Origin of the sequence: Micromonospora taraxaci (assembly GCF_007830095.1) — a bacterium.
Taxonomy (GTDB): Bacteria; Actinomycetota; Actinomycetes; order Mycobacteriales; family Micromonosporaceae; genus Micromonospora; species Micromonospora taraxaci.
On sequence record NZ_VIWZ01000001.1, the window covers coordinates 5580921 to 5604357 of the forward strand.

Sequence of the window (23437 nt, forward strand, 5' to 3'; positions counted from 1 at the left end):
CCACGCCCACCTCAGCTCACCAGGTCACCGGCACGGTAGACGGCGAGAGGGCGGCGCAGCACAGTGATGTCGCTCGTCGGGTCGCCGTCCACGATCAGGAGGTCGGCCTCGAAGCCTGGGCGGACGCGGCCCTTGCGTCCGCCCAGGCCACACACTTCGGCGCCGACCGAGGTGGCCGCGGTCAGGGCTGCGGTGGCGGGAATGCCGCAGGCCACGTACTCGATGAGCGTTTCCGGCAGGATTCCGTGCGGCTTCGCGGGGCCGAGGCCCGCGTCCGAACCGGCCACCAGACGGACCCCGGCCCGGTGCAGGGTGGCAGTGTCGGCTCTCAGCGCGGCCTCGCTGAGCCCGGCCCGTGCCGCCATCTCCACCACCTCCGGCGGCGTGACCACGGCCGGATCGGTGCCGAGCGTGGCGCAGACAGCGATTCCGGACGCGGCCAGCCGGTCCGCGAGTTCCTCGGGTACGCGCGCCCCGGTCGTGGTCACACACGTGCAGTGTTCGATGCCGTCGACCCCGACGCGCAGCGCCTGCTCGACAGCGCTGAGCGCGTGCGCGTGAGCGGTCACCGGCAGGCCCACATCGTGCGCCTGGTTCAGGGCGGCGGCCAACTCCTGGTCGGTGAACTGCGGCCGGGTGGTGTCCGTACCGGGGGTGAACACCCCGCCGCTGGCCATGATCTTCACCAGGTCGGCGCCGGCCGCCGCCCGCAGCCGCACGGCCTCCCGCACACCGTCGACACCGCTCGCCTCGCCCCCCAGCGCCCAGCAGTGCCCGCCGATGCTGGTGACCGGCGCACCCGCCGCCACAACCGACGGCAGGTCGTCACGCACGCCCCGGTCCCGCCATCGGAGCACCGCGTCACGTCGGTCGCCCAGGTCCCGTACCGTCGTGATGCCGGCCGTCAGGTGCGCGCGCAGTGACGCCTCGACGACAGCGTCGAGGTCCGTCTCGGCGCGGTCCGCGAGCCGGCCGAGCGCGTCGGGTCCGGCGTCGGCGCACAGGTGTACGTGAGCGTCGACCAGCCCGGGCAGCAGCGTGCCGTCCGGGGCCTCGCGCACCGGCCAACCCTCCGGCGCCTCGGCCCGACCCCGGCGCACATCAGCGATGCGCCCGCCGTCGAGCAGGACCAGCACCCCGCCATCCACGAGCCGCTCGCCGTCGAACACTCGTTCCGCCCGGACAGCATGCTTCGTCATCGTCACCCCAGCCTCCTGCACGGCCACAGCCCGACGTCGTCCTCGCCCTGCGGCGACCATCGGTCGTGACCCGACGATCGCACCGCCATCGGGTGCACAGCCTCCCTCGCCAGGGTGATCCCGCCTCCCTCTGGCGGGTCAGGGGCGCCCGCCCAGGTGTTTCTGCGCGTTCACCCCTGGAGGGCGGCAGTCAACTGATCCAAGCCCAGCGAACCCAGCTCCAGCGCCTGTCGATGGAATGCGCGCCGATCGCTGGGGAAGGACGAGCGGCCTGCCAGCCACACGCGCTCACCCACCTTGTAGGCCAGCGCCTGCCCTGGCCGGCCCAGGTAACGCGCGAGCTCGGCGGACGCGTACGGCCCCTGGTGACAGCGGTCCCGCAGCAGCTCCAGCGCGGCGTCCGCCGTCCACAGTGCTCCGTCAGCCGACGGATTCGGCAGTCGCAGGTGCAGGCCGATGTCGAGCACGACCCGGGCCGCCCGCAGGAGCTGCATGTAGAGATACCCCAGTCGAGCACCCGGCTGTTCGTAGAACCCGAGCTCGTCCATCAGCCTCTCGGCGTACAGTGCCCAGCCCTCCTGGCTGCCGGAGAGGCCGCCGAGCAGGTTCAGCCGCTGCCCGAGGCCTCCCCGGCAAACCTCAGAGCCGAGGTGGAGGTGGTGGCCGGGAACGCCCTCGTGATAGGCGGTGCTGTAGGCGTACCAGGTGGGGAAACTGGTTGCCTGCTCGGGGATGGACCACGAGACCCGGCCCGGCCGGGTCAGGTCCCGCGACGGCCCGGTGTAGGCGATGCCGGACGACGTGGTCAACCGCGACTCGATGCGCCGCAGCGGGGCGGGGATGTCGAAGTACACGCCGTCCAGTCGCTCGGTGGTGGCCTCAAGCAACTCCTGCAGCCACGCGCCGAACGCCTCCCTGCTGTGCAGCGTTCCGGGTGCGTCGGGGCTGCCGAGCCAGGTGAGCACCTCTGGCACGCTTCCACCCAGGGCCTTCGCTTCCGCGACCAGCGCTGCCTCTGTCGCTCGGAACTCGTCCCAGCCCCAGTCGTACAGCTCGCGCAGGTCGGGCTGGGCCGCGAGAAACGTGCGCACCCAGAGTGCGTACCGCTGCTGGCCGAACGCTTCCTCCTCGACGGCCCGCGGTGCCAGGTCCGCGGTCAGCATCTCGGCCAGTTTCCGGTACGCCTTTCCCGCGCCCGTCGCCGCAGCTTGCAACGACGCCCGCTGAGGCCCCTCGCCGTAGCGATCCACCAGGGCGACATCGTCGTCGATCCAGGTGCGGCAGCGCTGCGTGACGAGCTCCACCTGACGCCGCGCCGGCCCATTGCCGCGCTCGGCGGCGAGGAGGAGGCTGCGCGCGTACCCGTCCAGGGCCGCGGGGATCGCGGCCAGGCGTGCGCCGACACGAGCCCAGCCCTCCTCGAAGGCCGCGCCCTCGGCGTCACGGCCGGGGACCGCGGCCTCGACGGCCTGGCGAATGAGCTGGAGCGGACCGGTGGCCGCCGCGTGCAGTTCGCGCAGGTCCTCCCCTGCGTCGTGAAACGCGACACGGCTATGCAGCCGCTCGACGAGGTGAGCGTGCAGCGGGGTCTCGGCTGGCAGTGCGTCGCCCAGGAGATCGAGCTCGCGAAGGGCGCGGGCTGCGAGGTCGGCGCGGGCCTGGTGGCCCTCCGGGCCGTAGTCGGTAAGCCCGTCGATGTCCTTCTCGCCAGCCTCGACGACCGCCGCGCACGGGTCGAGGCCAGCCATGTCGCGCAGGAGCCGACTCGCGAAGTCCTCGATCACGGGTCAATGCTAAGCACCGGGTGGTCGCGGCGGGAGATCCGTTGACCGGGCTCGAACCGGCGTCCTCCCGGTCCCTAGCCGGGTGCTCTACCACTGAGCTACAACGGATCTCCACGTGCGCCGACGACTGGGCTCGAACCAGCGTCCACCCGGATAAGAGCCGGGCGCTCTACCACTGAGCTACGACGACACCGGTCATGCTGCCCGATCACGGTCTGGAGTGTCCACCCGGTTCGGGTAGGTCGCTGACCACGACATCCGCCGGGACCAGTGACGACTCCAGGCCACCCTTGATCTTCCTCCCGGAGAACGCACCGGCGGCCCGCAGGATGGACGCCCACGCCGGGTCCGCGATCGAGACCCCGTGCACCAACTCGGGTGTCGGCCGGAACGTCCCGACGGCACCTTGCGCCCGCGGCCCCGACCAACCCGACGTGACCGGGTCAACGCCACTGTCGGCGCATGCTGCCTCCACGTCGCCACGGGTGCAGGCGGCCGTGCCGTCGAGCACGTCCCACGGCAGCGGCAGCCGCGCCCACACGCCGACGTCGGGGTGCAGGCCGCCACCGGTCGACCGATGCCACGCCGCCAGGTCCGCCGCGATCAGCATCATCGACTTACCCGGGCAGGAAGCGTCCAGCAGCGCGAGGCTCCCTGCTGCGTCGAGCGTCGCGATCCACGCCGCCCTCGCGGTGTTGTACGCGCCGCACAACAGGTTCCACGTGGACGAGTCGTTACCCCGCCGTACGACCATGGTCGCCTGGTCGAACTCGCTGGCCGACCACACCCGCTTGAGCAGGGCGGCGACCTGACGCATGGTGCTCCACCATCGGCCCAGCAGCTCACCACGCTGGGCGTCGGTCAGCCGGGCCAGAACGGACGGCGTCGGATAGGCCTGCGCGATCATCCACCAGTCGGTCGCCGGTTCGGCGGCGCAGCGCTTGAAGAGCAGATCGGCCACGTCGTCGTACGGGTTGTCCCGCCCCGCCAGCGTGAACTCCCGCCGCAGCTTGCGCTTGGCGGTCAGGTACGCCACGAAGCACGCCGCCCACGGATCGGCCAGGAACGCGCTCCGGTCGATGCTGGCCGCGAATCCGGCCCGAGCGACCATCGTCAACTGCCGCTTGGTCTGCTCGACCCCCAGCCGGTCGGCCTTCGCCGAGAGTCGCTGCGTCACCCGGAACCGCCTGTTGTACTGCCGCTTCGACAGCTCGATCCCCACCGCGGCGCGGGCCTCGCGGTTCAGCCGATCGCGCAGGAAGTCCAACCGCACCGGATCGACGGCGCCCAGTGATTCGCTCAGACGGGCCGAGAAATCCAACAGCGAAGCCGGGTCGTCCGGGTCGACGCCGCCGTCCCGAAGCTCGAACAACCGCACCGCCGCGTCGACCTGACGAGCGGCACCGACCGGCCGCGCGAAGTCCGTCGACATGGAACTCCAGCCGTTCCACCGCGCCGCCGCACGAGCCACCCGCCCCACCGTCATCCGCTCGCGGAGCCCCAACTGGCCGCCGACGACCCGCAGCACCAGGTGCGCGACCTCTTCCGGCCGACGCCGCTCATCCAGCGACCCGTGCAGCGCGACCAGCGCTTCCTCGGCGGACATCTCGGCGATCGACATGACGGGGATCCTGGCAGGCACGACGAGACCGAGGCAATCCGATTCGCCAGTGCGACCTGACACCGCCTCTGAGACTCCGCGCCCGGGCCAGAGGATCGGGCTCGGCGTCATCGCGAATGCCGGCCCGCCGCTTCCACCGGCAGACCGGCGGGGATCAGGCTGGCGGCGAGTCCACGCCGGTTACCGGGAAGCGTTCCACGAACGTGCGGTACACCGGCGTGCCCGGCAGACCGTCATGGATGGCGAACACCACGTGGTCGAATCGGTCGACCACCCGCAGCGCTTCGGCGAACGCGCCGGCCACGGTGGCGGGATCGTTGCGGAACACGCCGCACCCCCACGCTCCCAGCACGATCGTCCGGTGCCCGTACGTCGCCGCGACCTCCAGCACCCGCCGGGCGCGTCGGGCCAGCACAGCAGGCACGTCCGTAGCGTGCGTGGGCTGGTTGCGGACGATCGCGCCGAGGTTCGGCGCCGCGGCGGTCAGAAACGACGTCGGGTACGACTGGTCGAGCAGGTTGCCCCTGTCATCGCGAAACACCGGCACGAGCGGGGAGTAGATGACCCGGTCGCTGTAGCGCAGATCCCCCTGCTCCCGGTGGAAGGCGTAGAACTCCGGCGCGGCAAGGAGACACGGGTAGAGCGCCGATGCACGGGCGATGCTCTCCTCCTGCGCCTTCGCCCCGCCCAGGAACCCGCCACCCGGGTTCTTCGCCGACGCGAACACCAGACACGCGGCATCTGGCCCCAGCCGGTGGGCCGCCTGCAACGTCGACTCGTGTGTCACCTCCACCGTGGCGACGCCGGGCTCGGCGTCCCGCACCGCGAGGACCTCGTCGGGCAGGTGATGACGGGTGCCGGCGATTGCGGCGCGTACCGCTTCGCCGATGACGACCTCAGCACCGCTGCCGTTGCGATAACGCCCCGACTCGGCGATCGCCACCGTCTGCCGAGCGATCTCACGGAGACGACCGCTCACCGGCGCACCAGGTGAAGGGAAAATTCAAAGGCGTCCACAGCCAGCAGGCTAGGCAGGCCGAGCCCCTACCGACAAGCACTTTCCGCACACCACGGAGGGTCGGCGAGCGATGCCCCCCGACCCTCCGGGTGCGTCACCGTCCGTACAGCTCGAACTCGTAGAGCGAGAACCCGTACGAGGTGGCGCGTTTGACTCCGTACACCCGCACGTAGCGGGCGGTGACCGGGGCGAACGTGGCGTTGTCGACGCCGCCGTTGCCGGTGGTGGTGGTGAACACCGGCGTCCAGGAGCTGCCGTCGCCGGAGACCTCGATGCGGTACGAGGTGCCGTAGGCGGCCTCCCAGCGCAGCACCGCCCGGCTGACACTGCGGGCCGCACCGAGGTCGACCCGGAGCCACTGGTTGTCGTTGTAGCTGCTGGCCCACCGGCTGCTCAGGCTGCCGTCGACCGCCTTGTCCGGCGTGTTGCTGGTCAGGAACTGGGTGCTCGACGCGGTGGCCGGGCGGCCCTGGGCCAGGTTGGTGACGTCGTCACCCCGACGCGCCGGGAACGAGACCACCTGCTGGTAGGTGGGTCGGTTCTGCCAGGCGATCACCGGGTGGGTGATGCCGCCGAGCCCGGAGTGGGCGATCGAGTCGGCGCACCACTGGTCGCCGGCCCCGCAGGACTTGTCGCCCGGGTAGACAGTGGTCGCCGGCACCGCGGCGGCCTGGCCGAGCGTGTCGAGCAGGGCCTGCCGGCACGCGCCGAGGTTGCCGTTGCCGCAGTACGAGCGGCCCAGCCCTCCGGCCACCGGGTCGCCGAGCACGCCGCGCAGGTCCTTGTCGACGTAGCCCCACCAGCCGTGCTGGAACGACGAGCCCTTGTGCGCCTGGCCCTGCAACGCCCAGTTCGCGGTGCCGTCGCGCCCGCCGTTCTGGCCGCCCGACGGCGCCTCGTTCACCTCGATGGCGTCGACCAGCGCGGCGTAGAGGTCCGGCCCGAGACCGGGGCGGAACTGCGCCGAGGCCAGCAGCGGCCACCAGGCGTCGAAGATCCGGATGGCGTCGGCGTGCTGGTAGACCTTGGAGCCGGGCGCGGTCTCCACCCGGCGGGCGCCGGCCTGCTGCCAGGCCCGCAACTTGCCCACGGCGTCGGCCAGCGCCGGATCGGTGACCGGTGTGCTGTCCAGCACCCGCAGCAGGTCGCCGAGCACCTGCTGGCCGCGCAGGTCGGTCACCGCCGCGTCCGCCATGATCTTCACGACGTCGGCGCGGCCGAGCTTGCGCTGGGCGATCGCGGCGCGCACCGGGCCGTCGAGCAACTGACCACGGTGTACGGAGCCGAAGCTGAAGTTGCCGTCGGCAGCCCCGAAGTCCCGCGCCTGCTTGTTGTTCCAGCTGACGTAGTAGTCCTGGTTGACCGACTGCGGATGCGCCGACGCCGGGGTGTAGGTGGCGTCGTTGGTGTCCGGGTTCCAGCCGGACCACTCGTACGCCGCCTCGGCCTTCGTGGGCAGGTTCGGGTCGGCGGTGGCCGGACGGACCGGGTTCGAGCCGGAGTTGTAGTACGCCGCCTCGGTCGAGTTGACGTAGAACCAGTTGAACGCGTACCCGACGCTGGCCGCGGACCCCTGGAAGGCCGCCGCGCTGCCCATCGCCGACGGGTCGTTGAACGCCTGGAAGCCGATCGCTGAGTCCGCCTCGTGCCGGTAGGTGGAGCGCAGCTTGGTGAACGCTGTCGGCTGCCCGTTCACCAGGCCCCGATAGGCCACCAAGCCGTACTTGGTGCGCAACGCACGCAGCGTGTACGACCCGGCCGGGGTGGAGTCGGCAATCGTCGGGGACCAGGAGTTGCGCTGCTCCAGCGCCTCCATGGCGAGGCACTGCCCGCGGTAGAGGTAGCGGTTGGTGCGCAGCGTCGGGGCGCTGCCGTCGGTGGTGCACAGCGGCACCGCGTACGTGTCGGTGAGGTCCTGCGAGGCGGACGTGGCGCTCCACGCGTAGTCCTGACCCCGGCCGAGCAGCACGTAGAGGTTCAACCCGGCGAACGCCGCGCCGCGCGCGCTGATCCCGGGCCCCTGCAACTCCTGGAGCATGAGCAGTTGCGGGGCGAAGTAGCCGGTCTGCGGGCCGAACACGGCGACCGGGTTGCCGGTGGTGGTGTGCCGCCCGGAGACCACCACGGCGTTGGACATGCCGTGCGCGCGAAGGTTGGACAGGCCGCCGAGCAGCTCCTTCGTGGCGGCGCTGGCCCCGGCTCGGGAGGCTGCCCCGCCGGTCTGGTCGTAGGCGAGGGGCTCGGCGACCACCGTCCCGGCGTCGGGGAGCACCGCGCTGGTCGCACCCGGTGGCGTCGCCCCGTACGGGAAGCTCTGCCCGTCGTGCAGGGTGAGCACGGTCTCCGGGTCGTTCTGCGAGCGGAACGCCTGCCAGACCCGGTCGCCCTCGGTGGTGCCGTACTTGGCTCGGGCGGCGACCCGGACCAGGGCGGACTGGATTTCGCTGCCGCCGCCCCCGCCGAAGAGGCCGCCGATCACGCCGGCGGTGGCGATCAGGTCGGTCATGGTGAAGTGCTTCGGCTTGCCGGCGCCGGCGAGCACGTACTCGCCCGGGTAGTTGTCCTCGGCGATCGACTTGTCGATGTAGGCGTTGATGCCGGCGATGTAGTCGACCACGTCGGTGTAGAGCTGCTGGCCCCGCGCGCCCTTGGTGCGCAGTGCCTCCACCTGGGCCTGGAGGTCCGCCTCGGTGTACGGCGAGTTGGCCCAGACGCTCTGCTCCAGCTCACGGTTGCCCGGTGCGCCGCCGGCGAACGAGGTGACGTTGCCGCGACCGACGTGTCGCAGCAGGTCCATCACCCAGAGCCGGTCCTGGGCTCCGGCGTAACCGGCGCCGAACATCGTGCCACCGCGGGTGGTGCCGGTGATGTGTGGGACGCCGGTGGCCTTGTCCCGCACGATGGTGACGTCCGCGCGCGGCGAGACGGTGCTCTCCACCTGGGCGGCCGGGACGCCGAACGAGGCGTCGTTGTAGAAGTGGGCGATCTGCTCGTCGGTCAGCCCGGCGTAGTTGTAGACCAGGTTCGCGTACTCGTCGAGCTGGTCGCTGGAGTGCGCCGGGCGGGTGCCGAGCGCCTGGTGCGCCAGGATGGCGACAAGCGTGGCGTTGCCGTTCTGCCCGGGGGGCAGGATGTCGGCGCACTGGCCGAGGCAGTAGTCGTTGGCGGCGAACGTGGTGGCGGCCAGCGCGGGTGACGGCGGGATCACCGTCAGGACGCTCGCGGTCACTGTGGCGGCGGTGAACGCCGCGAGCCGGTTACGGAGAGCGGTACGGGGCATGGCGATCCTCCGGGGGACGCGGAGCAGGGCCGTTCGGTATCGCCCGGCTACGGTGCCGACGTCTCGCCCTCCGCGCCCGGGCGATCCACCCGGAGGTGAGAATGACTCATATCAATCTCCGGGCAATGATCGGCGCACGACCACCATCTGGGATACCCGTCGTTCACCACGCGCCAATGCCGACGTTTCGCCGATTTCCCCGCACGATTGCCTCACCACCGCACCAAAATGGATGGCCTCGCCGATCCGTTCCGGCCTACCGTGCAACAAGGTATCCACCTCCGACGCATTCACGAGAGGACCTCACCCCGCGTGACACCGCCTGCTCTCTAGACCTGACACGTTCCCCGCGCCTGGGTTGCCGACGTCGCCGTCGGTTCGTTCCCATGCCTTCCGTCAGGTCTTTGGAGAGATCATGTCTACGCGTCCTCATACCGCGCTTCCCTGGCCCGCCGGGCGCACAGGGCTCCCGCTGCTCGCACTCGGCTGCGTCCACTGCGATTCCGGCATCGACGACCGGCCGTTCCGCGTCACGACCGACGGCGAACTCGTCCACACCAGGCCCTTGGTCGCCTACGCCGCCAGCTTTTCGGGCCAGCATGCGCACCCAATCCTCGTGAGGGGCCACTCCGGCAGATCCTCGGGTCGTCGGCCGCCGTTGGGGCGAGAGCATCGCTGGCCCCGCCCGTGGCTGCATCACGCGGCGGTCCGCGCGCGGTCGCTCCTGACGCGCGAACGAACGTCAGGACCGGCCCGATACCGACGGAGGAGATGACCGCCGGGGTGGGTGCCCTCGGCCCGCGCTCGGAGCGACCCGCCACCCGGGCGAGGTCGAGCGCGGGCCCTACGGCGTCATCCGAGGTACGCAGTGGGTGGCACTGAAGACCAGCTACGCGCCGACGATTGTTTGTCAGGCCGCGCTGCGACGCCTGACAGGCCGGCAGCCGACCTGTCAGGCGTCGGCGGCGGGCTTCAGCACGTCGAGGCACCACTGGCGGAAGGTGGTCGGCGTACTCCACTCAGGGGTACGGGCCACGCCGTTGTCCAGGCCCTCGTTCTTGGCCACGGCCATGTCGAGCAAGCCCTGCGCGATGGCCTCGGAGCGGCCGGCCCGCAGCATGTCCTCCTTGTAGGCCTCCCCGGGGACCTGCTGGTAGCGGACGGGACGGCCGAGTACGTCGGCGATGACGGCGGCCATCTCGTTCTGGGTGAGGTCCTCCGGACCGAGAACGGGCACCTCCTCGAAGCCGGTCCACGTGTCGTCGCGCAGTAGGCGGGCGGCCGTCGCGGCGATGTCCCTGGCGGCGACAGTGGGCGCCGACAGGTCCGGCGCGGTGGGGCCGTACAGGACGCCCTGCCGGGTGATCGGGGCGAGCTGCCACAGCACGTTGTCCATGAAGGACGGCATGGTCAGGGCCCGGTACGGCACGCCGGTCGCGGCGACCAGGTCGTCCATCGCGAGCGTCGCGGTGACGTGCCCGGCCTGCCCGGCAAACGGCGTGCCGCGGCCCAGCGCCGAGATGCCGACCACGCGCGGGACGGCGGCCAGCGCGTCGAGCACCGGGCGGGTGAAGCCGGAGTACGCCTCGTCAAGGCTTGTCGACAGCGGGTCGGCCAGCACCAGCCAGAAGACGGCGGCGGCACCGGCGAACGCCTCGGCCGCGACTGCCGGGTCGCCGTGCGAACCCCGGACGACCTCGACCTTCTCGACGACGCCCGGCGCCAGCCGCGCGGGGTCACGGGCCACCACCCGCACGGGCGCGCCGACGTCGAGCAGATCCTGGACCAGACGGCCGCCGATGTTGCCGGTCGGAGCGGTTACCACAATCATGGCTTTCATCCCTGTTCGGTGGGGAAACTGACGTAGCCAGTCAACGCGGATCTGCCGCAGAGCGGAAAGACCGTCTCCCTCTGGATTGATACCGTGGCGATATGAGTGATCTGGAGACGCGGCAGCTCCGCTACTTCGTGGCGGTCGCCGAGGAGCGGCACTTCGGGCGGGCCGCCGATCGGCTCGGCATGGCCCAGCCGCCGCTGTCGCGTGCCATCCGCAACCTGGAACGGCAGCTCGGCGTCCAGCTTCTGATCCGCACCACGCGGCAGGTGGCGTTGACCCCGGCCGGCGAGACCCTGCTGGCCGACGCCAAGGTGGCGCTGGACGCGATCGGCGCGGCCCAGCGCCGGGCCCGCCGGGCCGGGCAGGAGACGCCGGCCCTGCGGCTGGCGCTCAAGGCCGACTACGACGGCGGGCTGCTGCCGCTGATCCTGGAGGCGTACGACGTCATGCCGGTCGAGCTGCTGCTCGGCGGACGCGGCGAGCAGGTGCCGGCGCTGCGCGACGGGCGTGCCGACGTGGCGCTGATCCCGGCGCTCGAAGACGAGGACGGGCTGGACAGCGAGCTGTTGCTGACCGGGCCGAGCGTGGTGGCGCTGCCGGCCGCCGACCCGCTGGCCGCGCGGACGACCATCCGACTGGCCGACCTGGCCGGTCGTCGGCTCCCGGACGGGTCACCGGCCGAGGCGGCCCGCATGGTGGGCAACCGGCGGCCGCTGGACCTCGCGCAGATCTTCAACCTGGTCGAGGTGGGCACCGCCGTGTGGTTCCTGCCGGAATGGGTGGCTCGGCGGTACTCCCGGCCGGGCACCGCCTTCCGCCCCGTGCCGGAACTCGATCCGGTGACGCTGAAGGTGGCCTGGCCAGCCGAGTCACGCTCACCCGCGGTGGCGGCCTTCGTACGCGTGGCCCGCCAGGTCGCCGAGGCGCCTGAGAAGCAGTTGCTCCGCGGCTGACGCGTGTCTCGAAGGGACGAAGATGGTCATGAGCGCGCGGGACGTTGTGGGCGTGGTCGAGTCAGACCCCGCAGCGATGAGAGTCCTTCGGGCTGCGGCCAGCCTTGGGCTACCGGACTGGTGGATCGGTGCCGGCTTCGTACGCAACCGCGTCTGGGACGCCATCAGCAACCTCCCGGTCTCGCCGGAGCGCGACGTGGATGTCGCCTACTTCGACCCGGCGAGGCTCGACCCAGGCGAGGACGCCCGCGCCGAAGCCCGAGCAGCAATGGCCCTGCCCGAGATGCCGTGGGAGATTCGCAACCAGGCCCGGATGCACCTGCGCAACGGCGAGGAGCCCTACACGTCCACCCTGGACGCGATATCGCGTTGGCCCGAAACGGCGACCTGCGTCGCGGTGACCCTGCGGGGCGACTCGGTTCGCCTGGTGGCCTGCCACGGCCTGACTGACCTGGTGGGAATGGTGGTCCGCCCCTCACCGGCCTTCGACAACGCAGCCGGGCGCGCAACGGTCGAGCGCCGCGTCAAGGCCAAGGGATGGCGCGAGCGGTGGGCCGGGCTCCGGCTGGAGATCTAGCGCTGAGTGCGATGCTTGCACTTCGCACCGCACGACTCATCGATTGGGCCGACCGCATGGGGCCTCCGCCACGTGCTTGATGTGGGCTGCCCGCTGCTTGAGCAGCCGTCGCAGATACGGCGCGACGAGCGTGCGGGTCACCACCGCTCCCAACGGCCCCAGAGGTGCGGTGACGGTCAGTCGGTCGATCATCTGCGTCCCGCTATCGACGTCTCGAAAGAGGTGTTCGTGACGGAGGGCGCTGAAGGGCCCCTGTGTCTGCTCGTCGACGAAGCGGTACGGGCGTTCGTAGACGGTGATACGGCTGGTCATGCGCCAGCGCAGACCGAGATGCCGAGCGCGGAAAGTGACCTCGTCCCCGAGCGCGAGTCGGCGCCGACCTGTGCTGGTAGTGGCCGTCTCCTGGCTACCGTGCAGCGACGCGGCATGAACATCCACATCACGTTCCAGGTCGAACACCACGGTCGGAGCAGCGCCGATGACAGACACGATCTCAATCAGCGCCGCCACGTCGGAAGCCTAGAGCCTGGCGACGCGGAATCACGGTTGAGCAGTCGAGTCCCGATCGGTGACGATCAAGCTGTGTCCGTACCCACCCGCCAGGTCCGCGGCCGATACTCGGCCGACACCATCACCGTCTACCAGGCGTACCCTGCGCGGATCGCGTTGCCGGCGGTGGCAGCCAACCGTCTCGTGGCCCCCTTCAAGCGGGACCGGATGACGTGGATCAAACCGTCGTTCCTGTGGATGATGTACCGCTGCGGCTGGGCCACCAAGCCAGGGCAGGAGCGTGTGCTGTCCATCGACATCACGCGGGAGGGATTCGAGTGGGCGCTGGCGCGAGGCTGCCTGAGCCACTACGACCGAGACCTGCACGGCGACAAGGCGACCTGGTCACGGCAACTGAAGACCAGCCCCGTACGGGTCCAGTGGGATCCGGAACGATCGCTGCATCTCAAGGCACTGCCGTACCGGTCGTTGCAGGTCGGGTTGTCCGGCGAGGCAGTCGATCGGTACGTCGACGACTGGACGGTGACCGTCACGGACATCACCCCCACCGTGCACCGCGTCCGGGACCTTCTGCGTAGCGGCGACGAACAGCAGGCAGCGGCTCACCTGCCTGTCGAACACGCCTACCCGCTGCCGTCCCCGATGGTCGCCAACGTCAACGCCAGCCCGGAGGTCACCGGGACACTGCCTCGATGATCAGGTTCCGGTTCGAGCTGTACCCACTGGACGAGGTGTCGCCATGGGGTGGTGACCGGCCGACGCTCCACTGGTTCGGGCTCACCGACGGCTGGTACTGGCTCGAAGCAGGCGGGCAGGAGCTGCTGCGCCGCCCCCGGCAGGTGCGCAGGCATCCCTTCGTCGACTACCACCTGGCCCGGCTCTGGGAAGACGTCAACGTCCTCACACCCACGGTGCTGGAGCCGGTGCCCGAAGACTGTGCCGGGCTGCCGAACGCGCCCTTCTCAGCATGGCCGCTACACCTGACCCTCCCGAACCGATCTCGGTAGGAAACCGGGATGACCGCTGACGCGTCGGCTGGCGGCACCATGATGGCGTTGCCGCAGGTCCCGAACAGGTCGGCGCGGCTTCATCGCCCAGCGTCGTATGCACGCCGCGCTCGTTCCACCTCTCCGAGGCTGGCGTCGGCCCACGTGGCCAGGTGCGCGAAGAGCGGGCCGAGGCTGGCACCCAATTCGGTGATCTCGTACTCGACTCGAGGGGGCACCTCGGCGTGGTAGGTGCGCGTCACGAGTCCGTCGCGTTCGAGTTGGCGGAGCCGCTGCGTGAGCACCTTGGGCGTGATGCTGGTCAGTCGGCGCTCCAGCTCCACAAAGCGCTGCCGACCGTATTCGTGCAAGGCCCACAGGATCGGTGTGGTCCACCGGCTGAACACGATGTCGACGACCGGCGCGACCGGGCACGCCAGCTCGGGATCCGTCGATTGCTGCACGTGCCCTCCGTCACAAACGCATTACTATCCTCTAGGTACCTACTATATCGGCGCCACTAGCGTCTCCTTCAACCGCGCGAACGACGCGGTCGAACTGGAGACACAGAGATGTTTGTCGTGGTAGGAGCCACCGGAAATGTCGGCAGTACGCTCTCGTCACTTCTCGCGGCCTCGGGTTCCGCTGTGACGGCGGTATCCCGGGGACGACGCCCGATCGCCCTGCCAGACGGGATCCGCCACCACCGCGCGGACCTCGAACGGCCGGAGAGCCTGAGCCCGGCGCTCACCGACGCCGAGGCGCTGTACCTGCTCGTGGAGGGCGCCGGAGCCCATCTCGACATGCGCGAGATCCTGCGGGTCGCCGCAGCCTGTGGCGTGAAGCGCATCGTGCTTCAGTCCTCGCAGGCGGTCGTCACACGGCCGGACTCGCCGTCACACGCGCCCCTGCACGCCATCGAGGACCTCGTCCGCCGATCCGGCCTCGGCTGGACGATCCTGCGCCCCGGCGGCTTCGCCTCCAACGCCTTTGCCTGGGCCGACCCCATCCGGGGCTCGCGGATGGTGTCCGCGCCGTTCGGCGACGTCGGCCTGCCCGTGGTCGACCCGGCCGACATCGCCGAAGTGGCGGCCGCCGCCCTGCTCGACCGCTCGCACGACGGCCGCACCTACGAACTGACCGGCCCGGCCCTGAGCACGCCACGCGAACGGGTCGCCGACCTCGCCGCCGCGCTCGGCGAGCCGATCGGCTTCGTGAACCAGACACCCGACGAAGCCCGCGAGCAGATGCTGCTGTTCATGCCCCCACCGGTGGTCGAGGGCACGCTGGCGATCCTCGGTACGCCCACCAACTCTGAACAGCGGATCAGCCCAGACGTTGCCGAGGTCCTGGGTCGACCACCACGCCCCTTCGCCGCCTGGGCAACGCGCAACATCGCCGCCTTCCGCTGAAGCGTCACGCGGTTCGGACTGCCCTACCTGCCCGATCTCACGGGCGGCGTTGGCCATCGGAGGCGACTGGAATCAGTCTGGCTGCCACGTCGTCAAAGTTGCCGAACCCGCTGACGGTTTGCAACAGGCCATGGGTGCGGTAGTAGGCGCGCAGCGGCTCGATCTGCTCATGGTGGTTCTCCTGTGAATGCGTGTACATCAGCAGGAGTTCCTCGCGTCGCCCAGCTTGCTGGGAGTCGAGTTCTATCCGTCGTTCCACCCGGCGGTGAACGGCCAGGCGAAGTTGGTCCTCAGTCAGGACGAGTTCGATCACTGTGTCGGGGACGTGACCGCTCTGCGTCAGCAGTTCGGCCTGACGGATCTTGCGAGGGAAGCCGTACAGCACCCAGCCGCCGTCGACGTGGGCCAGGGCTTCGGCGACGGCCTTGACCATCAACTCATCCGGGACAAGATGTCCGGCCTGCATATGGCCGTTCGCCTCTTCGCCCAGCGGAGTCTGCTGGTGCACGTGTTCGCGGAAGACGTTGCCTGCGCTGACGACCTGTAGGCCGGTGGTGGCTGCCAGAGCCGACGCAGCGGAGGCCAGTTCGACTACCGGCCCCGCGATGAGGGCCACGTTGGGCATGTGCACTCCCGTGTTGGCGACGTCGAAGAGCCAAGCTAGCGACACAGGCGGCACATCAGGGGTTGTCGACCAGACTCTCTAGCTGTCGCGGCTTGGGTTCGTCAGAGCATCCCACTCCGCAGCACTGGAGATCGTCTGCCCATGCGGCAGGTAGAACGCCCGCCGCGATCGGTCAGCCACCGTGAACGGCTCGAACTCCGGGTCCGCGATCATCCGGTAGATGAACTCCGTCGTCGACATGTCGAACAGGTGCCACGGGTCGCCGCCGCCCTTCTGAGCAGCCACAGGCCATCGCTCGGGCTCCACCGTGCGGTCCGCCAGCCAGTAGTACCGCCCCTCGACCTGGTCGGCGCCCCACTGGATCAGCCCTGATCCCTTGTCGGATCCGTAGATCCCATAAGGGGCGTACACCGCCGCGAACGACTCACTCCGACAGTAGGCCCACATTCGAAGGAGGTCCCCGGGCTCACGTTCGCGAGTCGACCGGAGCAGCTGCAGGTATGCGTAGAACGATCCTGGGACGAAGCGTCTGCACAGGTCCTTGAAGTCCGACGGGAACGCAACGCCAATCTCTGCCTCGACCTGCTCCCAGCCCGCGCCATCCTCGATTTCCTGGTGCCATCCGGTCACATCGATGATTCGGTCGATCCACGTCAGTTGATCGTTCACGGACGGCAAGGTAACAACAGAGCCGGACATCTCCCCGTCCGGCAAGGTGCGATGCAGCCTGCCGACAGCGAGTGATGCCCTTCGCCCGAAACGTGAAGCCGTAGGTAGGGGTGGGTGCAGTTGAGCGCCGATCGACGCCGTCGTGTGCCGTGCATGACTGTAGAGCCGGCGGTTACTGGAGCCGCCTCCGTGGCTGCCGGTGCTTGAGGACCCGCCGCCTCTTCAACAGTTGATCCAGCGTGCTGGGCGCAGGCGTGAGCCGTTGATGGAGCCCACGACGAGGCCGTTATCGGCGATTGCCCAGCCGAAGGGGTCGCGGACACCGGGGATGGCGCCACCTAGGCGACGAGCCGGTCGCCGTGTTCGACGGCTCGGTCGCCGAGCACTGTGCCTCGACTGTTGACGTCCTGCGTTGACACCAGCGCGGGGTTCACGGCGGCCGCCACGCCAGTCCGCAGATCCCAGCGCACCAGGGTGCGGTCCTCGTCCTCACTGCCGGTGCCGATGAGGCCAACTGCCCAGTTGCCCCGGGCCGCGGAAATCCCCGACCACCGAGCGCCGGGGGCGGTGAGCCGGTCGGTCCTTGCGTCGGGATGGCGTACCCAGCCGGAGTTGCCGGCGGTGCCGATGATAGTGCCGTCGTCGAGGATCTCCGTCGCGCTAGCGTCGGAGGGGGCATCGATCACCTCGACGGTGCCCGGCCGGTCGGCGGGCCAGAGCAGCGGCAGGGACGTCTCGGTCTGCTCAACGGCGCCCCGGCCGACGATGTCGCCGCGCGAGTTGATACCCGTCGCCCAAGTGTTGGAGACCACTGGCGGAACGGGTAACCACTCCACGCGCCCGTTGCGGTAGCGCCAGGGGCGGTTGACGTTGTCGACGAAGGCATTGCCGACGGCAACGCCGTACCGGTTTATGTCCTCGACCTGCAGCCCTCCTCCTATGGCGACGACAGTGAGGCGAGGTTCGGTCCGCACCTCATGCCCAGGCCGGCCTGGCGTTCCGGCCCAGAGCAGCAGTAGCGGCTGCCAGTCGTCGTCATCGATTCGGTAGCCGGTACCGGCGATGAACCGACCAGTCGGGTCGACCGCCAAAGCTCGACCATTCATGTCAGCCGGCAGGGGCAGTGGTCGTAGCGCACAGACCGGGAGGGTCCGGTGCTTCGGCTCGGCCGTGGCGACGCCGGGCAGGCCCAGCGTTGCGGTGAGAGCGCCAGCGGTCAGAACGACCAAGAATCTGTTCCGAGCGATCCGGGTCATCTCTACTCCCAGTGACGTGCGGTGGCGATGTGTTCACCGAAGCATGCCGACGTCACCACCGGAAGTGCCCTACCGGTGACTGTGCGGCTCCGATTTCCGACACCGCACAGCCACAATGTTGCGGAAGCCTTCGTTGCATTGGGCTGGTCTCGCAGTACTCGTCCATCTCGTAGGAGTGGTACGGATCCTCCTTCGCGAACAGGAGTTGGTCGCCACGGCCGTGTAGACCGACCGGTATCGCGTGGGCTACCCCTGACAGGAGCGGGTCCGGTCGCGGACGTACCCAACGCGGACCAATCTCCGCCGCCCGCGGATCGGCACCTGCGAGCACCGCGCGGCACCCGGCGTCCACAGTGACGGCGCGCCCCGCATCCAGCTCCAGACCCCGGGTTCGGTGCTCGTCGGCCCCAATAACTGACCCCACCCGTTCGACCAACGCTGATAGCGTGCGCCGAACATGAAGATCACGGGGGAAACATCGATGAACCGAACTCGACTCGTCCTGACTGGCTTGGCCGTTGCGGCGGCGATCGCAATGTCCGGCTGCGATCCGCAGCCCGAATCTGAGGGCACCGCAACCTCGCCGTCCCCGGCGGCCTCGAGCGCCGCCCCGACCAGCACTGCGGCTAGCACCGCAGCCAGCACCGCAGCCAGCGACGCGGCCACAGTGAAGGCCTGCGCTGACATCAAGAAGGACATCAAGGACAACGCGACTAAGATCGCCAAGGCCGAGAAGATCGGCCCGCCGGCCGGCCACTTCGCGGTCAGTGCCCAGTGGGCCGCCGGCTCGGTCGCGATCCTGGCGCACTCCATGGCCGCCAACGAGGCAGTCACCGCCGCCTCCGAAAAGATCCAGAACGAGATGATGGCCCTGAGCGACGCGTACAACAAGTCCGCCGACGCCAAGCCCAGCAAGAAGGCCCTCGAAGCCGCCATCAAGGAACTGGACACCGCCTGCTCGGCCGCCTGATCGGTTCGACCACGTAATCGGCGGTGACCCTCACCCTGAGGGTCACCGCCGATTCGCATGTCCGTACGGCCTGCGGCAGTGTGAACTGTCGGCCCCAGGGGACCAACGGGGTTGCTGACCTGTGGCGCCGAAGCCGTTGCGCTGCCAGCACGAATCCCCCGGCCGGGAGACCACGAACGGACCGGAGGGGATTCGAACCCCCGGTGGGGCATGGCACACCAGTGGCCCCACACGCCTTCGCGCCGCCGCGTGTGCGCGGCACCCCGCACTTCAGCGCTGCAATCACCAAGCTCTGCCACCGGTCCACCGACAGTCTGCCGTGACCCTGCCAGCGTCGGAACTGTATTGATCTATGCAGCCCTTCGGCGGTCTCACCCATGTCCCGGCTACGGGCTCTGGTGAAATCGCCCTTGAACCTACGCGGGTTGCCCCTTGTTGCCCGCCCCGGCGGGCACGAGACGGGCACGCAATGCACATCAAGACGCGGACGGTCCCTCGCGACGGTAGAGCCACCGGACGAGAGCGCGTTCGATGTGCCCTCGTTGCCGCATCGAACGGACCAGCAGGGCGACGCCGAGCGCCAGGACCAAACCCGCCCCCTTGGGTGCACCCGCCTTCCACACCAGCCAGCCAGCGAACGCGGCGAGTAGAAGCAGAACCTACTCTGTCCTTCCAGGGGTCGCCCACCGAACCAACCTTGAACGAGTCACGAGCGCATCGAAGCACAGATGCCTGGTGGTCGCCTCGATCGATCAGGCGAGGACGGACACCGGAGCGACGACGCCACCGCTTCGTCCCGAAGGAACCACATCGTCGAAGACGTCGACATCACCGTCCGCGTCCACGACGGCGGCCAACTCCTCACGAAGTTCCTCGCACGACCATCAAGCCCATCGCCCGGTTCAACGTTCGCAAGCCTGATCCACGGCAAAAGCGTCGGATAGCCTGCACCGACCGCGACGACCACGGAGCCCGACCATGAAACTGCCGCCCGGCGCGACCGGCTTCAACCCGCGACCCGGCAGCCAAGCGGACGTCAGGGCCTTCACCGCCGTTTGTCACCACGCCGCCCGCACCATCGGCGCCACCGTCGCCGGCGTCACGCCGAACTTCCACACGGTCGATATCGGCGACGCCCATCACCGCATCGCAGTGGTGCGGCACACCACCCTGCCGTTCATCGCTTTCGCCCGCCCCCGCACCAACAGCGATGTCACGGTGACGTTCCTCGACAGCCCCGGCCTCGCCGCCGCCCTGACCACCCTGACCGACGCCCAGGCCCTCACCGCCGCACAGCTACAAACCCCCCTGTCACAGGTCGACCTGCGCGCCCTCACCCCGTACGAGCACGACCAGATCACCTACTGGAAGCCGACCACAGCCGGGGAACTGCTGTTCAACTTCTGGGACTGAGCACCAGTAGCCGAAGACAAGGGACAACCAAGAGCGCCTAGCTGGAGCGTCAACGGTGGTCTTGAACCGGCCTGTCACGCAGGTCCTGAGACTCGACACCGCAGAAGGCCCTGGCGATGCCTGCAAGGATGACGGAATGGATCGCTTCGAGGGCCGCTGCTGGCTGGACTGGTGGGCGAACCCCATCACGTTGCTCGTTAGCGAGGAAGTGTTCGTCGTGATCGTCACTGCTGGCACCGGTTGGGCCGCGCATGGCCGGCTGTTGAGCGACGACGACGATGAGCGCGAGGGGTCCGCATTCCTGTGCGATCTCGATCCCGTCTTCGTGCTGCGGTTTGAAGACGGAAGCACTGTCGACGTAACCGTGCACCCCACTGACGGCCATCACCGCATCGCTCTCACGGAGTACGACGAGTCAGTCGGACACCCGGTCGAGCATCACGCCGTTCTCTAGACAAAGCCAGATCCCGGCTGATGTAGCCGTCGTTCGACAACAACTCGGGACAGCTCATGGCGCGCTCTGCTGGTACGCCAGGTACGAGAGGACACCGAGGATCGGCGCGACCCGGGACGTCCAGCCGGCACTGCTATCAGTCCATCACCCGCTGGCGGTGTCGCCCGGATGCCGGCGATGTCTGGCGTCTCGGACCAGCGTCAGGGCGATGACGAGAAGGCCGAGCAGTGCGACGACGGCATTGGCCGTCGTGAGAAACACTGCCTCGCCGAGGCTGGCGTGGCCGAGGTGGGTCAGGTGGAAGAAGAAGTGCGGGATGGCGAAGGTGGAGAATGCCGCCGCTGCGGGGATGGCGAATGCGGCTCGTGGTGCGACGAGCGCTATGCCGAGGACGACGGCCAGGCCGAGGGTGGCGCCGCCGAAGTCCCGCGCGTAGTGCTCGCTGAGCGGCGGAGTAAGGGCGACGGTCGGGAAGTTGTTGTAGAAGCTCTCGGGAAAGACCTGGTTCCAGAACCCGACGACGAGTTCGTCGGCGAAGAGGACCGCCAGGGCGATCCGGATCAGCACGGTCAGCCCAGACCCCCGCCCGTCTGATGACGCTGCGTGTGGTGCGGCGGGGACGGGTGACTGGCCTACGTTCATCGGGTTCGACCGGTGGTCTTTTGCGCTGCCGGGCTGCCCAGCCACTGGTCGAAGGTCTGGTTGCCCCGGGGACCCGGGGCGGTGGGCAGCAGCCCGTCTCCGGCCATGGCTCGACCGGTCGCTCCCGGAAGGCGGACGGGCAGGACAACGCGGTGACTTCCGCGGCTACGCAACAGACGGCGGGCCATGTCCGACATGCGCAGCTGTTGCGGGCCGGCGATGTCGGGTGCGCGGCCGGCCGGGTCTGCCAGGGCTAGGTCGACGAGACAGCGAGCGACTTCGTGGGCTGCGATCGGCTGGATGCGCATCTGGGGCACCACTGCGACCGGGCCGGGAATGGAGGCGAGCATCTGCGCGGCCAACTCGTAGAACTGCGTCGAGCGAAGCACCGTCGCGGGGACGGTACCGTCCAGGACGAGCCTCTCCTGGCGTCGCTTGCCCGCGTAGTAACCCCAGTTCACCCGGTCGACGCCGACAACCGACAGCGCGACGTGGTGCCGCACCCCGGCGCGCTGGCCCGCGGCGAGCAGGTTATCTGTCGCCGTGCCGAAGAATTCTTCCGATCTCCTCCGGTTGATCGTCGACACGTTGCTGACGTCGATCACGACCGGTATGGCCGTCAGCGCCTGGTCCAACCCGGAACCACTGATCAGGTCCACGCCTGTGGAGCGGGCGAGTGTGACCGGCTCGTGGCCGGCAGCCCGTACGGCGTCGACGACGAGACGTCCGACCCAGCCGGTCCCGCCGGCTACCGCGATGCGCACTGAACTGCCTCCCGATTCGCGTCCGCCGTAACGCCGCTGGGGTGCGTCGCCCGGCCCGGGCGGCGGGTTGAATGGGATGTCAACCGCTGTGATGTCACTGTGGTTCTACCTCTCCGACACTTCTCACGGGGTTCAAACTGGGCGGGAGGCCCTAATGGGTGAAGCCCTCGGGCCGACCGCGTACCCGGTCCTTCCCCGTGTGGTCCCTGATCGTGACCGTGCTGCCGGACGTGATCTCGGCGGCGAACACCACCTCGACCCGGGCGGGCGCTGTCGCGAGCGCCGCACCGGCACGACGAGCGCGAGGCAGCCGGCGGTTGTCTGAGTCGCCGGTCACGCGCGCCGGAGCGTCCTTCTTCATGGCGTGCCTCCTCCGTTGCCAACCACTGGGGCATCTGCGAACTGGACCGAGCGGCCCTCCGATTCGTGACAGCGGAGCTGGCCGCTGAGCCAGCTGTCACGAATCGGAGCCGCGCCTGGTCCGTACTGGTGAAACTCGTCCACCACGGCGGGCATCCAGGGTCTGCAGCTACATCGGCTGGCGCATCGCGGGCGACACCTGGACGCCGAGCCGGCAGAGCGCAAGGAGTACCGATCCATGACCTTCAGCATCCGTATCGCGCTGGCGATCTTGTTCGTCGACAACTTCGTGGTCGGGGCGTGGAACGCGATCTGGCCGGCCAGCTTCTACGCGAACTTCCCGACGGTGGATCTCACGCCACCGTTCAGCGAGCACTACGCGCGGGACTTCGGCACGGCATCATTGGCGATCGCCCTGCTGTTGGGCATCGCGGCGGTCAAACCCAAGGCCCATTTCGTCATCCCGGCCGCTGGCGCCTATTCGGTCTTCGCGTTGCCGCACTTCTTCTACCACCTGACGAACATGGTGGGGGCAACCGTAGGCGAGGCGATCCTCCTCACCACCGCAAACGCGGCCGTGGCGCTCGCCGGCCTGCTGATCATCCTGCTGACGGTGCTGCGTGACCGCGGAGCGGTCCGGCGGGGTTCTGCCCCGGCTCGGGCCGTGCGCTGAGCCGGGCCGTCGACCACTGGAGAACGATGATGTCCGAAAATCGCCGGCAATTCCGGTCGAACGCTCTACCCAGTGCGTTCTGCGTCGTCGTGGCCGAACGACGCCTCCTCAAGAACCTCGCATTTCACCTGGTCGGTTCGGTCGGCGCCGCCGAACAGGCGGTGAGAGAGACGTATACCGGTTGGTACACGATGCCGGAGGACCAAAGGGATCGCATCGACAACCCTTTCACCTGGCTCGTCGGCACGCTCGTTCGGGTCTGTGTCGGTCTGCTCGAATCGTCGCCGCCCCGAGCCGGTGGCCCCACCGCTGATCCAGCGGGCCGCCCCCGTGTCGCGGACCCTACGCCTCAGCGGTGGGGTAACTGGCGCGATGCGCCGATGCTGTAGTCCGGCGCCGCAGGGGTATCCGTCTGCGCTGGTGCCCAACGGCAG

The 23437-nt window shown here is 69.3% G+C and carries 24 protein-coding genes and 3 tRNA genes; 10 read left to right on the top strand and 17 right to left on the bottom strand.

The features are described from left to right. Positions 1-11: 11 nt before the first annotated feature. The 8 genes from FHU34_RS25190 to FHU34_RS25225 all read right to left on the bottom strand — a co-directional run bounded on the left by FHU34_RS25190 (position 12) and on the right by FHU34_RS25225 (position 10733). Positions 12-1199, bottom strand: a complete 1188-nt coding sequence (locus FHU34_RS25190; protein WP_145784727.1) for an amidohydrolase family protein — start codon at positions 1197-1199, stop codon at positions 12-14. Between the two features lie 170 nt (positions 1200-1369). Next, on the bottom strand, positions 1370-2983 hold the full coding sequence (locus FHU34_RS25195; RefSeq protein ID WP_145784728.1) for a DUF885 domain-containing protein: 1614 nt from the start codon (positions 2981-2983) through the stop codon (positions 1370-1372). A gap of 36 nt (positions 2984-3019) precedes the next feature. Further along, positions 3020-3091 (bottom strand) — tRNA-Pro (locus FHU34_RS25200). A 10-nt stretch (positions 3092-3101) separates the two neighbouring features. Further along, positions 3102-3173, bottom strand: a tRNA-Lys gene (locus FHU34_RS25205). A gap of 18 nt (positions 3174-3191) precedes the next feature. Continuing rightward, entirely contained in the window at positions 3192-4604 is a 1413-nt protein-coding gene (locus FHU34_RS25210; protein ID WP_145784729.1) for a hypothetical protein, read from the bottom strand. 154 nt (positions 4605-4758) lie between these two features. Beyond that, on the bottom strand, positions 4759-5583 hold the full coding sequence (locus FHU34_RS25215) for a TIGR02452 family protein (RefSeq protein WP_145784730.1): 825 nt from the start codon (positions 5581-5583) through the stop codon (positions 4759-4761). A gap of 133 nt (positions 5584-5716) precedes the next feature. Continuing rightward, positions 5717-8902: a penicillin acylase family protein gene (locus FHU34_RS25220; protein WP_145784731.1), complete on the bottom strand. Its 3186-nt coding sequence runs from the start codon at positions 8900-8902 to the stop codon at positions 5717-5719. 952 nt (positions 8903-9854) lie between these two features. After that, positions 9855-10733 carry an NmrA family NAD(P)-binding protein gene (locus FHU34_RS25225; RefSeq protein WP_145784732.1) on the bottom strand — a complete coding sequence of 293 codons (879 nt, stop codon included), beginning with the start codon at positions 10731-10733 and terminating at the stop codon, positions 9855-9857. Between the two features lie 101 nt (positions 10734-10834). On the opposite strand from FHU34_RS25225, the gene FHU34_RS25230 reads away from it, so the two are divergent. Further along, the gene (locus FHU34_RS25230) at positions 10835-11692 is read left to right on the top strand and encodes a LysR family transcriptional regulator (RefSeq protein ID WP_145784733.1); all 858 of its coding nucleotides are present in this window, start codon (positions 10835-10837) and stop codon (positions 11690-11692) included. Between the two features lie 76 nt (positions 11693-11768). Then, positions 11769-12269, top strand: a complete 501-nt coding sequence (locus tag FHU34_RS25235; protein ID WP_244311825.1) for a nucleotidyltransferase family protein — start codon at positions 11769-11771, stop codon at positions 12267-12269. A gap of 36 nt (positions 12270-12305) precedes the next feature. On the opposite strand, the gene FHU34_RS25240 is transcribed toward FHU34_RS25235, so the two are convergent. Then, positions 12306-12779: an SRPBCC family protein gene (locus FHU34_RS25240; protein ID WP_244311826.1), complete on the bottom strand. Its 474-nt coding sequence runs from the start codon at positions 12777-12779 to the stop codon at positions 12306-12308. Between the two features lie 72 nt (positions 12780-12851). Between FHU34_RS25240 and FHU34_RS25245 the strand changes: the two genes are divergently transcribed. Beyond that, complete coding sequence (locus tag FHU34_RS25245; protein WP_145784735.1) at positions 12852-13475, top strand: DUF4291 domain-containing protein; 624 nt, start codon at positions 12852-12854, stop codon at positions 13473-13475. Then, a complete protein-coding gene (locus FHU34_RS25250) occupies positions 13472-13786 on the top strand; it encodes a DUF5984 family protein (RefSeq protein WP_145784736.1) in 315 nt (104 codons plus the stop codon). The genes FHU34_RS25245 and FHU34_RS25250 overlap by 4 nt, the downstream gene beginning before the upstream one ends. An 80-nt stretch (positions 13787-13866) precedes the next feature. On the opposite strand, the gene FHU34_RS25255 is transcribed toward FHU34_RS25250, so the two are convergent. Further along, entirely contained in the window at positions 13867-14229 is a 363-nt protein-coding gene (locus FHU34_RS25255; protein WP_088990720.1) for a winged helix-turn-helix transcriptional regulator, read from the bottom strand. 108 nt (positions 14230-14337) lie between these two features. Here FHU34_RS25255 and FHU34_RS25260 point away from each other — a divergent pair, with 108 nt between their 5' ends. Further along, positions 14338-15177 (top strand): NAD(P)H-binding protein, encoded by an 840-nt coding sequence (locus FHU34_RS25260; RefSeq protein WP_145784737.1) that lies wholly within the window; start codon positions 14338-14340, stop codon positions 15175-15177. A gap of 37 nt (positions 15178-15214) precedes the next feature. On the opposite strand, the gene FHU34_RS25265 is transcribed toward FHU34_RS25260, so the two are convergent. The 3 genes from FHU34_RS25265 to FHU34_RS25275 form a co-directional block, all read right to left on the bottom strand. Further along, complete coding sequence (locus FHU34_RS25265; RefSeq protein WP_145784738.1) at positions 15215-15802, bottom strand: nucleoside monophosphate kinase; 588 nt, start codon at positions 15800-15802, stop codon at positions 15215-15217. 78 nt (positions 15803-15880) lie between these two features. Beyond that, positions 15881-16471: a hypothetical protein gene (locus FHU34_RS25270; RefSeq protein WP_145784739.1), complete on the bottom strand. Its 591-nt coding sequence runs from the start codon at positions 16469-16471 to the stop codon at positions 15881-15883. Between the two features lie 338 nt (positions 16472-16809). Then, positions 16810-17562, bottom strand: coding sequence for a hypothetical protein (locus FHU34_RS25275; RefSeq protein ID WP_145784740.1), 753 nt, complete (start codon positions 17560-17562; stop codon positions 16810-16812). A gap of 622 nt (positions 17563-18184) precedes the next feature. On the opposite strand from FHU34_RS25275, the gene FHU34_RS25285 reads away from it, so the two are divergent. Further along, positions 18185-18697, top strand: coding sequence for a hypothetical protein (locus FHU34_RS25285; RefSeq protein WP_145784742.1), 513 nt, complete (start codon positions 18185-18187; stop codon positions 18695-18697). A gap of 177 nt (positions 18698-18874) precedes the next feature. On the opposite strand, the gene FHU34_RS33125 is transcribed toward FHU34_RS25285, so the two are convergent. Continuing rightward, positions 18875-19002, bottom strand: a tRNA-OTHER gene (locus tag FHU34_RS33125). Positions 19003-19675: 673 nt separating this feature from the next. On the opposite strand from FHU34_RS33125, the gene FHU34_RS25290 reads away from it, so the two are divergent. Then, a complete protein-coding gene (locus FHU34_RS25290) occupies positions 19676-20110 on the top strand; it encodes a hypothetical protein (RefSeq protein WP_145784743.1) in 435 nt (144 codons plus the stop codon). A 136-nt stretch (positions 20111-20246) separates the two neighbouring features. Continuing rightward, positions 20247-20564 carry a hypothetical protein gene (locus FHU34_RS25295; RefSeq protein WP_145784744.1) on the top strand — a complete coding sequence of 106 codons (318 nt, stop codon included), beginning with the start codon at positions 20247-20249 and terminating at the stop codon, positions 20562-20564. Positions 20565-20708: 144 nt separating this feature from the next. On the opposite strand, the gene FHU34_RS25300 is transcribed toward FHU34_RS25295, so the two are convergent. From FHU34_RS25300 to FHU34_RS25310, 3 genes are all read right to left on the bottom strand, one after another. Continuing rightward, entirely contained in the window at positions 20709-21131 is a 423-nt protein-coding gene (locus FHU34_RS25300; RefSeq protein WP_145784745.1) for a hypothetical protein, read from the bottom strand. Between the two features lie 71 nt (positions 21132-21202). Next, positions 21203-21970, bottom strand: coding sequence for an SDR family oxidoreductase (locus FHU34_RS25305; RefSeq protein ID WP_145784746.1), 768 nt, complete (start codon positions 21968-21970; stop codon positions 21203-21205). Between the two features lie 151 nt (positions 21971-22121). Further along, positions 22122-22331 (bottom strand): hypothetical protein, encoded by a 210-nt coding sequence (locus FHU34_RS25310; RefSeq protein WP_145784747.1) that lies wholly within the window; start codon positions 22329-22331, stop codon positions 22122-22124. 237 nt (positions 22332-22568) lie between these two features. Between FHU34_RS25310 and FHU34_RS25315 the strand changes: the two genes are divergently transcribed. Beyond that, positions 22569-23003 carry a hypothetical protein gene (locus FHU34_RS25315; protein ID WP_145784748.1) on the top strand — a complete coding sequence of 145 codons (435 nt, stop codon included), beginning with the start codon at positions 22569-22571 and terminating at the stop codon, positions 23001-23003. Between the two features lie 29 nt (positions 23004-23032). After that, a complete protein-coding gene (locus FHU34_RS34300; protein WP_167524901.1) occupies positions 23033-23392 on the top strand; it encodes a sigma factor in 360 nt (119 codons plus the stop codon). Positions 23393-23437: the final 45 nt, after the last annotated feature.